The sequence below is a fragment of the Streptomyces sp. NPDC007095 genome (assembly GCF_040634475.1).
Taxonomy (GTDB): domain Bacteria; phylum Actinomycetota; class Actinomycetes; order Streptomycetales; family Streptomycetaceae; genus Streptomyces.
The window spans coordinates 1-9,445 of the sequence record NZ_JBEYFS010000324.1 but is presented as its reverse complement, the minus strand read 5'-3'; the positions used below and the strand labels follow the sequence as shown (position 1 = coordinate 9,445).

Below are 9,445 nucleotides of genomic sequence, written 5' to 3'. Positions count from 1 at the left end.
GCGACGTCGTCGAGGCCATGGAGCAGGACTCCGGAGTCCACCTCGACGTGCTCAAGGTGGACGGCGGAGTCACCGCCAACGACCTGTGCATGCAGGCCACCGGATCGAGGCCGAAGGCCGTGAGGTCCGCCCGTAGCCCGGGAGCGATACGTCCCGTCTCGTGGCCCTCCCCACGACGAGGGCCGCGTGCGTCGTGCAGCCCTCCAGCGCCTGGATCCCGCTGAGGCCGCCCCGGCGGCAGCGGCCCCCAGGGGCTCCCAGGCGGTCGCGAGCACCCCCCGGGCGTCGTGGGGGGCGATCGGCCGGTCCGGGCCGAGGGCGACCACGGCACCGGCCTCCCGCAGCGCGCGGATCCGCCAGGCCCGCCCGGTCCCGAGTCGCCGCGACCACCCGTCGCCGGAGGCGGCGTGAGCGATTGCCGGTCGGCGTGAGCCGTCACCCGCCCTGCGTGAGCGATCACCGGTCGACGTAAGCGGTCACCGGTCGGCATGAGCGTCACGGTCGACGTAAGCGGTCACCGGTCGGCTTAAGCGTCACCGGTCGACGTGAGCCATCACCGGTCGACTAAGCGGTCACCGGTCGGCATGAGCGTCACCGGTCGGCATGAGCGTCACCGGTCGGCATGAGCGTCACCGGTCGACTAAGCGGTCACCGGTCGACGTAAGCCACCACCGGTCGACATGAGCCGTCACCGGTCGACGTAAGCCGTCACCGGTCGACGTGAGCCGCGCCGCGGAGCGCGTCCAGCAGCCCGTGCAACGCCGGCCGTTCCGCGGCACCGGGAGCCGCTTCCCGTACCGCCGCGTACAGAACCCGCACCGGCTCAGGAGCGCGCACCTTCCGCACCACCACACCAGGGTGCCGACTCCCCAGCCCGAGCCGGGGAATCAGACTCACTCCGAGCCCGGCCGCCACGAAGCCCTGAGCGGTGGCGTAGTCCTCGCTCTGCACCGCGAAGGAGGGCCGGAACCCGGCAGCCGCACAGGCGTCCAACTGTGCGTCGAGACAGGGCCCCGGCCACTCGCTCCCGACCCACGGCTCATCGGCCAGTTCCGCCAGTTCGAGCAGCCGCCGCCCCGCGAGCCGATGCCCCCTGGGCAGCACGACCCGGTACGGATCATCGAGCAGCCGCACCAGCCGTATGCCCTCGGGACCGGTACCGTCGGCCCGCACCACCAGGGCGAGATCGGCCCGCCCCTCCTTCACGTCGGGCAGCGGATCCTCCACGTCGATCAGCTTCAACTCCACCCGCACGCCGGGGTGTTCGCGCCGAAACCGCGCAACGGCGGGAGCGACCAGCGCGGCCCCGGCCGTGGCGAAGTACCGCACCGCGAGCCGCCCCGTCCGCCCCGCCCGCAGATCCGCGAGGGCGGTCTCCGCCTCGGCGACCTGCCGCCCGATGGCGTCCGCGTACTCGGTCAGCAGCAGCCCCGCCGCGGTGGGCCGCACCCCGCGCCCGACCCGCTCCAGCAGCTCGGTCCCCGCCTGCTTCTCCAGCGCCCCGATCTGCTGACTGACGGCCGACGGTGTGTACCCCAGATCCGCCGCGGCCGCTGTCACCGACCCGCTGCTGACCACAGCCCGCAGCACCTGCATACGCCGCACATCAAGCATGAAGCACACCTTAACAGTGCATGCAGAACACTTCACTTGTCCTCAACTCAAAACCCAAGGACCGTAGGAAGCATGCCAAGCCCCCAAGCCGCCTCTCCCCTCCGTTCGCCTCTCCGTTCCCCCCTCCCTTCCTCCCTCCGGTCCTCTCTCCGCATGGCCGCCCTGGCGCTCCTCTGGGGCTCTGGCTTCCTCTGGATCAAACTGGCCCTGGACCACGGCATGTCCCCCGCCCACCTGACCCTCACGCGCTGCGCCCTGGGCACGGCGGTCCTCCTGCTCCTGGCCCGCGGGGCGCGTCAGCGCCTCCCCCGCTCCCGCGCCCTCTGGCTCCATGTGACCGTCGCGGCGCTGTTCTGCAACGCGATCCCCTTCGCCCTCTTCGCGCTCGGCGAGCAGACGGTCGACTCGGGGATCGCGGGCGTCATGAACGCGACCACTCCCCTCTGGTCGCTCCTCCTGGGCGCGGTCCTCGGCACGGACCGCTCCCTCCACCCCCTGCGCCTGACCGGCCTGTTCCTCGGCTTCGCGGGCGTCCTGCTGATCTTCGCCCCCTGGCAGCACGAGGGCCTGGCCGGCTGGGGCGCCGGAGCCCTCCTGGCCGCCGCGGCGAGCTATGCGATCGCCTTCACCTACATGGCCCGCCACCTCACCCCCCGCGGCGCCCCCCTGGCCGTATCGGCGACCCAACTCCTCATGGCCACGGCCTGGACGACCCTGGCCCTCCCCACGGCGGCCCCCACCCACCCCGACACCACGGCCCTGCTGGCGGTCACCGTCCTCGGCGTCTTCTCCACCGGCCTGACCTTCTACCTCAACTACCGCATGATCGCCGAAGAGGGCCCCACCAGCGCGGCCACGGTCGGCTACCTGCTCCCCGTGGTCTCGGTGACGCTCGGCGCCCTGGTCCTGAACGAGACGCTCGGCCTCCGCACACTGGCGGGCATGGCGGTGGTCCTGGCCGGAGTGGCAGCCACCCGCACCCGCCCCCGCGCGGAAGGGGCAGTGCCGGTACGGCAAAGCCCGTCGCTCACGTCCGGGGCTGGAAGCGGCTCCCCGCAGGGCAACGCCTGATCCGGCGGCGACGGGCTGACGTACCGGCACGGCCCCGACCCGCCAACCGAGCCGCACACACCCAAGCCCCCCAGCCGCAGACGCCCGGCCCCCGGCCCAAGACCCCCGAGGCTCACGCCCCGTAGAACAGCACCTCCACCACGGCCCGAGCCCGCCGAGTGGTCCGCCGGTAGTCCTCGAGCATGTCGCCGACATGACCGGGCCCGTACCCCAAGTACCGCCCGACCGCGGCGAGTTCACGCCCGTCGGAGGGAAACGTGTCCCCGGCCCGCCCCCGTACCAGCATCACCGCGTTGCGCACCCGCGTCGCCAGCACCCACGCCTCGTCCAGGATGGCCGCGTCCTCCCCGGACAACAGCCCCGCCGCGCACGCCGCGCCCAGCGCCTCCCGTGTCCGAGTGGTCCGCAGTCCCGGCTCCGCCCAACCGTGCTGCAACTGGAACAGCTGCACGGTCCACTCCACGTCGGACAGCCCACCCCGCCCCAGCTTGGTGTGCAGCGTCGGATCGGCACCGCGGGGCATCCGCTCCGACTCCATCCGGGCCTTCAGCCGCCGGATCTCCCGTACGGCGTCGTCACCGAGCCCCTCCGGGGGATACCGCAACGGATCGACCAGCTCGATGAACCGCCGCCCCAGGTCCTCGTCCCCCGCGACGAACTCGGCCCGCAGGAGGGCCTGCGACTCCCACACGAGCGACCACCGCCGGTAGTAGGCCTCGTAGGAGTTCAGCGTCCGCACCAAAGGCCCGGACTTCCCCTCGGGCCGCAGATCGGCGTCGATCAGCAAGGGCGGATCCGCGCTGGACACCTGAAGCAACCGCCGCATCTCCGAAACAACCGCGTTGGCCGCCAGAGACGCCTCCTGCTCGTCGACACCTTCCCGGGCCTCATGCACGAACAGCACATCCGCGTCGGACCCGTAACCGAGCTCGTGCCCCCCGAACCGCCCCATCCCGATGACGGCGAACCGCGTGGGCAGCGTGTCCCCCCATCTGTCCCGCACCACGGCCCGCAGGGTCCCCGCCAGCGTCGCCGCCGTCAGGTCGGACACCGCACCGCCCACCTGATCCACCAGCGCGCCCTGATCGGCGACGGCGGGTGTCTCCTCGGTGCCGTACGAGGCGACGATGTCCGCGGCGGCCGTGCGGAACAGCTCCCGCCGCCGCACACCACGCGCGGCGGTCACCGCCTGCTCGCCCCCGTCGGCCCGCCTCACCGCGGCGAGGATCTCCTGCTCCAGATGGGCACGGCTGCGCGGTTCGAGGCCGCCGCCGTCCCCGTCACCGAGCAGCGCGACGGCCTCCGGCGCCCGCATCAACAGGTCGGGGGCGAGCCGCCCGGCCGACAGCACACGCGCCAGGTTCTCCGCCGCGGCCCCTTCGTCCCTCAACAGCCGCAGATACCACGGGGTCTTGCCCAGGGCGTCCGAGACCTTGCGGAAGTTCAGCAACCCGGCGTCAGGGTCGGCGGAATCCGCGAACCACCCCAGCAGCACGGGCAGCAAGGTCCGCTGAATCGCGGCCTTGCGTGAAACCCCCGAAGCCAGCGCCTCCAGATGCCGCAGGGCCGCGGCCGGATCGGCGTACCCGAGGGCGACGAGCCGCTCCCGCGCCGCGGTCGGACTCAGCCGGCTCTCGCCCGGTGCGAGTTGGGCCACGGCGTCCAGCAGCGGCCGGTAGAACAACTTCTCGTGCAGCCGCCGCACGACAGCCGCATGCCGCTTCCACTCACGGTTCAACTCGACGACGGGATCGGCCCGAAGGTCGAGCGAGCGCCCGATGCGCCGCAGATCGGCGTCGTCCTCGGGCACCAGATGAGTCCGCCGCAGCCGGTAGAGCTGTATCCGGTGCTCCATGGTTCGCAGAAACCGATAGGCGTCGTCGAGCTGCACGGCGTCGGCCCGCCCGACATAACCACCGGCCGCGAGCGCCCCCAACGCGTCCAGCGTGGTCCCGCTGCGCAGCGAAGTGTCGGCACGCCCGTGCACCAACTGGAGGAGCTGCACGGCGAATTCGACATCGCGCAGTCCCCCCGGTCCGAGCTTCAGCTCGCGCTCGATCTCGGCGACCGGGATGTTCTCCACGACCCGCCGGCGCATCTTCTGTACGTCGGCGACGAAGTTCTCCCGCTCTGCGGCATGCCACACCAGGGGCGCCAGCGTGGCCACGTACTCCTCGCCGAGCCCGAGGTCCCCGGCCACGGGCCGAGCCTTCAACAGGGCCTGGAACTCCCAGGTCTTGGCCCACCGCTGGTAGTAGGCGAGGTGACTGCTCAGGGTCCGTACAAGCGGCCCGTTCCGCCCCTCGGGCCGCAGGTTCGCGTCGACGGGCCAGATGCTGCCCTCGACGGTGGTCTCGGAACAGATCCGCATCATGTGGGAGGCGAGCCGGGTGGCGGCCTGCAGCGCCTTGCGCTCGTCGGCCCCATCCACCGCCTCCCCCACGAAGATGACATCGACGTCGGACACGTAGTTCAGCTCGTGCCCCCCGCACTTCCCCATCGCGATCACCGCGAGCCGGCACAGAGCGGCGTCGTCGGGCGCGGCACTCCTGGCGATGGCGAGCGCGGCGCGCAGGGTGGCCGTGGCGAGGTCGGCGAGTTCGGCGGCGGTCTGGGCGAGGTCGGTGGTGCCGCACACGTCACGTGCGGCTATGGACAGCAGACAGCGCCGGTAGACGACGCGCAGGGCGACGGGATCGGCCGCCTGCGCCAGCCCACGCTCGAACTCCCGCACCCCGGGGTGGAGGTCCTGCGGCTCGTACGTCACGAGCTCCTGCCAGTCGCTCGGGTGCCGGGCGAGGTGGTCGGCGAGGGCGGCGGAGGCACCGAGAACACCGAGCAGCCGGTCGCGCAGCGGCTTGGCCGCGATCAGGGTGTCGAGGAGTTCCCGCTCGGCGATGTGGCCGTCCTGCGCCTCGACGAGCCGGACGAGCCCGAGCAGCGCGAGATCGGGATCGGCGGTGGCGCCGAGCGCGTCGAGGAGCACCGGATCGGACCGTACGGGTTCGAGTTCCGCGCCGTCCAGGAGGCGCTCGGCGGCCGACGGATCGGTGAAGCCGTGTCGCAGCAGCCGCGTGAAGGTACTGCTCCTGCGCCCCGGCGCCATCATCCTCGGCCCTCCCGTCGGATCAGGTCGCACGACCGGTCCGATCAAGGTCGTACGAGCCTGAGCCTAACCCCGGTCCCCTCGGTGGCGCCCCGCGCCGGAATCGGCTTCCGTAGGAGGTGTCCTCGGAAGTGCCCCGTGCGAGCGACGGGGAAAGTAAGAAAAGTAAGAAGGCGAGCGGGGTTGCGGCGACCGGGCAGGCCGGAAGGTAAGCAGTTCATCAGGTCTTCATCCCGCGGGTTGGGTGGCTTGACCCAGGGGAATGTTGGCGTGTGCATGCTCTGTCCGCACCGCCACCGTCGCCTTCCCCCCACCGGAGGTCTGAAGTGTCCGGCAGAACCGTGTACCGACGCAGTCGTGCCGTCGTGGCGTCCGCCCTCGCCTTCACCGCAGCCGCGGTGGGCCTGTGGACCGGCCTCGGCGGCTCCACCACCGCGCACGCCGCGGCCGGGGTGCCGACCCCGGACCACGTGGTCGTCGTGGTCTTCGAGAACCACGCGTACAGCCAGGTGATCGGCTCCTCCAGCGCCCCGTACATCAATTCGCTCAAGACCGGCGGCGCCAACCTCACCTCGTCGTACGCCGAGACGCACCCGAGCCAGCCCAACTACTACGCCCTCTTCTCCGGCTCCACCCAGGGCGTCACCGACGACAGCTGTGTCACTCCTGGCTTCTCTTCCGCCGCGAACCTCGCCTCCGAGGTGATCGCGGCAGGCAGGACCTGGGCCAGCTACAACGAGACGCTGCCCAGCCAGGGCTCCACGACGTGCAGCAGCGGCGACTACGCGCAGAAGCACAACCCGTGGTTCGGCTTCAGCAACGTACCGACGTCGTCCGCGAAGACCTTCGCCCAGTTCCCGACGGACTACACGACGCTTCCGCAGGTCTCCTTCGTGGTCCCCAACCTGTGCAGCGACATGCACGACTGCTCGGTGTCGACCGGTGACACCTGGCTGAAGAACAAGCTGGGCGCGTACGCGACCTGGGCCAAGACCCACAACAGCCTGCTCGTCGTCACCTTCGACGAGGACAACCGGCTCAGCGGCAACAAGATCCCGACCGTGTTCTACGGCCAGCAGGTCACCGCGGGCTCCACCAGCTCGACCACCTACAACCACTACGACCTGCTGCGCACCCTGGAGGACTCGCAGGGCCTGTCGACACACGCGGGCAACGCCGCCTCCGGCAAGGACATCACCGGCATCTGGACGTCCTGAGATGTATGTGGCGGACAGCCGCGCCTCCACGAGTGCGGCGTCCGCGGAAGGCGCCGTCCGGCTTCGTGCCGGACGGCGCCGTGCCGCGGTCGCGCCCACGGTGCTGGCGCTCGGTGCGGTCAGTCTCATCACCGATGTCTCGTCGGAGATGGTCACGGCGGTACTGCCCCTGTACCTGGTGACGGGCCTCGGCCTGTCCCCGCTGGGCTTCGGCCTCCTGGACGGCATCTACAACGGCTTCTCGGCACTCGTCCGGCTGATCGGGGGCCACCTGGCCGACCGCGGCGGCGGCCGCCACAAGTGGGTGGCGGGCTTCGGCTACGCCCTCTCGGCGGCCTGCAAGCCACTGCTGCTCCTGGCCCACACGCTCACCCCGATCGGCCTGGTCCTGGCCGCCGACCGCACCGGCAAGGGCCTGCGCACGGCCCCGCGCGACGCGTTGATCTCGCTGTCGAGCACGCCGGAGACACGGGGGCGCGCGTTCGGCGTACACCGGGCGATGGACACGGCGGGCGCGCTGTTCGGTCCCCTCGTGGCCTTCCTGATCCTGCGGGCCACGGTCGACGGGTACGACGCGGTGTTCACGGTGAGCTTCTGCGTGGCGGTGGTGGGCGTACTGGTCCTGGTGCTGTTCGTGTCGAACGGTGCGCGTACGACAGCGACCAGGGCAGGAACAGGGACGGCACCGGCGGGAGCCCCCGGGGACACCGCACCTCGCCCCACGCTCCGCGCGGCCCTCGCCCTCCTCGCCCGCCCCGACCTGCGCCGCGTCACCCTCTGCGCGCTCCTCCTGGGCCTCGCGACGGTCAGCGACTCCTTCGTCTACCTGCTCCTCCAGCGCCGCCTGGGCGTACCGGACCGCTGGTTCGCGCTGCTGCCTCTCGGCACGGCGGCGGCGTTCCTGCTCCTGGCCGTCCCGCTCGGCCGCCTCGCGGACCGGGTCGGCCGCTGGCGGGTGTTCCTGGCCGGCCACGGCGCCCTGCTCCTCGCGTACGCCCTCCTGCTCACCTCCTGGCACGGAACGGCACTGCCGTACGCCGTCCTGCTCCTGCACGGCTGTTTCTACGCCGCCACCGACGGCGTACTGATGGCGGTGGCCTCGGAGAGCGTGCCGGAGGAACTGCGCTCGTCCGGTCTCGCCCTCGTCCAGACGGGCCAGGCCCTGGCCCGTTTCGTCTGCTCGCTCGGCTTCGGCGCGGCGTGGACGGCTTGGGGCGACCGTACGGCACTCACGGCGTCGACGGTGGCGCTGGCGCTCTGCGCCCTGTTCGCGCTCACGCTCCGCCGTCCCACCCCCTCCGCCCCTTCAGAAGGCCTCGCATGACCCTCCGTACCCGCATCCTGGTCCTGATCTCGGCGCTGTTCGTCCTGGCGGGCGTGGCCACGGCCTCCGTCCTGCACGCCTCGGCCCGCGCGGACCGCAAGAACCAGGCCCAGCCCGGCGGCCCGAGGATCGCCGCGGGCACGGTCGCGCTCACCACCGGGTCCGGAAGCCGCATGATCTTCCGGAACATGGCCTGGGGCCCGCACCGCGACGAACTGACGACGGTCCCGGCATCGAACCCCTCGGGACCCCGAACGGCGTCGAAGGTCAAATGCCTCCGCTTCTACGCGGCCGCGGGCACCGGCGTCTGCCTCCAGTCGGTGCACGGCCCGGTCCAGGACACCTACCGGGCCGTCGTCCTCGACGCGCGCCTGCGCGAGACGGCCCGCTACGACGTCCCCGGCATCCCGTCCCGCGCCCGCGTCTCCCCCAGCGGCCGGTACGCCGCGTGGACGGCCTTCGTCGGCGGCGACTCGTACGCGGGTACGAACTTCTCCACACGCGCGGCGATCGTGGACACGAGAACGGGGAAACTGACCCCCTCCTTGGAGGCGTTCCGCGTCGTCAAGGACGGCAGGACGTACCACGCGGCGGACGTCAACTTCTGGGGCGTCACGTTCGCGGCCGACGACCGCACGTTCTACGCGACGCTGGCGACGAAGGGCAGGACGTACCTCGTCCGAGGAGACCTCCGGACCCGCACCCTCACGACCCTCCACACCAACGTCGAATGCCCGTCCCTCTCCCCCGACGGCACGCGCGTCGCCTACAAGAAGCGCGTGCCGGGCCTGTCGAAGGACGCCCCCTGGCACCTGTACGTCCTCGACCTGCGCACGATGCGCGAAACCCCGCTGGCCGAGCCCCGCAGCGTCGACGACCAGGTGGTCTGGCGCGATGACCGCACGATCGTCTACGCCCTCCCCGGCGACTACGGAGCCGACCTCTACACCGTCCCGTCCGACGGCACGGGAAAGCCGCGGCGCATCAGCACCGCGGCGGTGTCTCCCGCGTACGTGAACTAGTGCCGCAACAGGCAACGTTCGCCCCGTCGCGACGCCCGGCACGCACTCTCGCCGCACCGGCCGAAAGCCCAAGTACGTCCAGTACGAGGAC

General features: G+C 71.7%; 6 protein-coding genes and 1 pseudogene. 4 read left to right on the top strand and 3 right to left on the bottom strand.

The features are described 5' to 3' along the window. Positions 1-97 precede the first annotated feature (97 nt). Both ABZ656_RS53160 and ABZ656_RS53155 read right to left on the bottom strand, forming a co-directional pair. Positions 98-395, bottom strand: a pseudogene (locus ABZ656_RS53160) (amidohydrolase family protein); the annotation flags it as partial. 313 nt (positions 396-708) lie between these two features. Further along, on the bottom strand, positions 709-1,614 hold the full coding sequence (locus tag ABZ656_RS53155; protein ID WP_360279293.1) for a LysR substrate-binding domain-containing protein: 906 nt from the start codon (positions 1,612-1,614) through the stop codon (positions 709-711). 153 nt (positions 1,615-1,767) lie between these two features. Here ABZ656_RS53155 and ABZ656_RS53150 point away from each other — a divergent pair, with 153 nt between their 5' ends. Further along, positions 1,768-2,685 carry a DMT family transporter gene (locus ABZ656_RS53150; RefSeq protein ID WP_101405535.1) on the top strand — a complete coding sequence of 306 codons (918 nt, stop codon included), beginning with the start codon at positions 1,768-1,770 and terminating at the stop codon, positions 2,683-2,685. 112 nt (positions 2,686-2,797) lie between these two features. On the opposite strand, the gene ABZ656_RS53145 is transcribed toward ABZ656_RS53150, so the two are convergent. Next, positions 2,798-5,794 carry a bifunctional [glutamine synthetase] adenylyltransferase/[glutamine synthetase]-adenylyl-L-tyrosine phosphorylase gene (locus ABZ656_RS53145; protein ID WP_101405534.1) on the bottom strand — a complete coding sequence of 999 codons (2,997 nt, stop codon included), beginning with the start codon at positions 5,792-5,794 and terminating at the stop codon, positions 2,798-2,800. 323 nt (positions 5,795-6,117) lie between these two features. Between ABZ656_RS53145 and ABZ656_RS53140 the strand changes: the two genes are divergently transcribed. The 3 genes from ABZ656_RS53140 to ABZ656_RS53130 are packed head-to-tail and all read left to right on the top strand — an operon-like array spanning position 6,118 to position 9,354. Then, a complete protein-coding gene (locus ABZ656_RS53140) occupies positions 6,118-7,008 on the top strand; it encodes an alkaline phosphatase family protein (protein ID WP_360279288.1) in 891 nt (296 codons plus the stop codon). A 1-nt stretch (position 7,009) separates the two neighbouring features. Continuing rightward, positions 7,010-8,332: an MFS transporter gene (locus tag ABZ656_RS53135; protein WP_360279285.1), complete on the top strand. Its 1,323-nt coding sequence runs from the start codon at positions 7,010-7,012 to the stop codon at positions 8,330-8,332. Next, positions 8,329-9,354 (top strand): TolB-like translocation protein, encoded by a 1,026-nt coding sequence (locus ABZ656_RS53130; RefSeq protein WP_360279282.1) that lies wholly within the window; start codon positions 8,329-8,331, stop codon positions 9,352-9,354. Before ABZ656_RS53135 ends, ABZ656_RS53130 begins: the two co-directional genes overlap by 4 nt. The last annotated feature ends 91 nt before the right edge of the window (positions 9,355-9,445 follow it).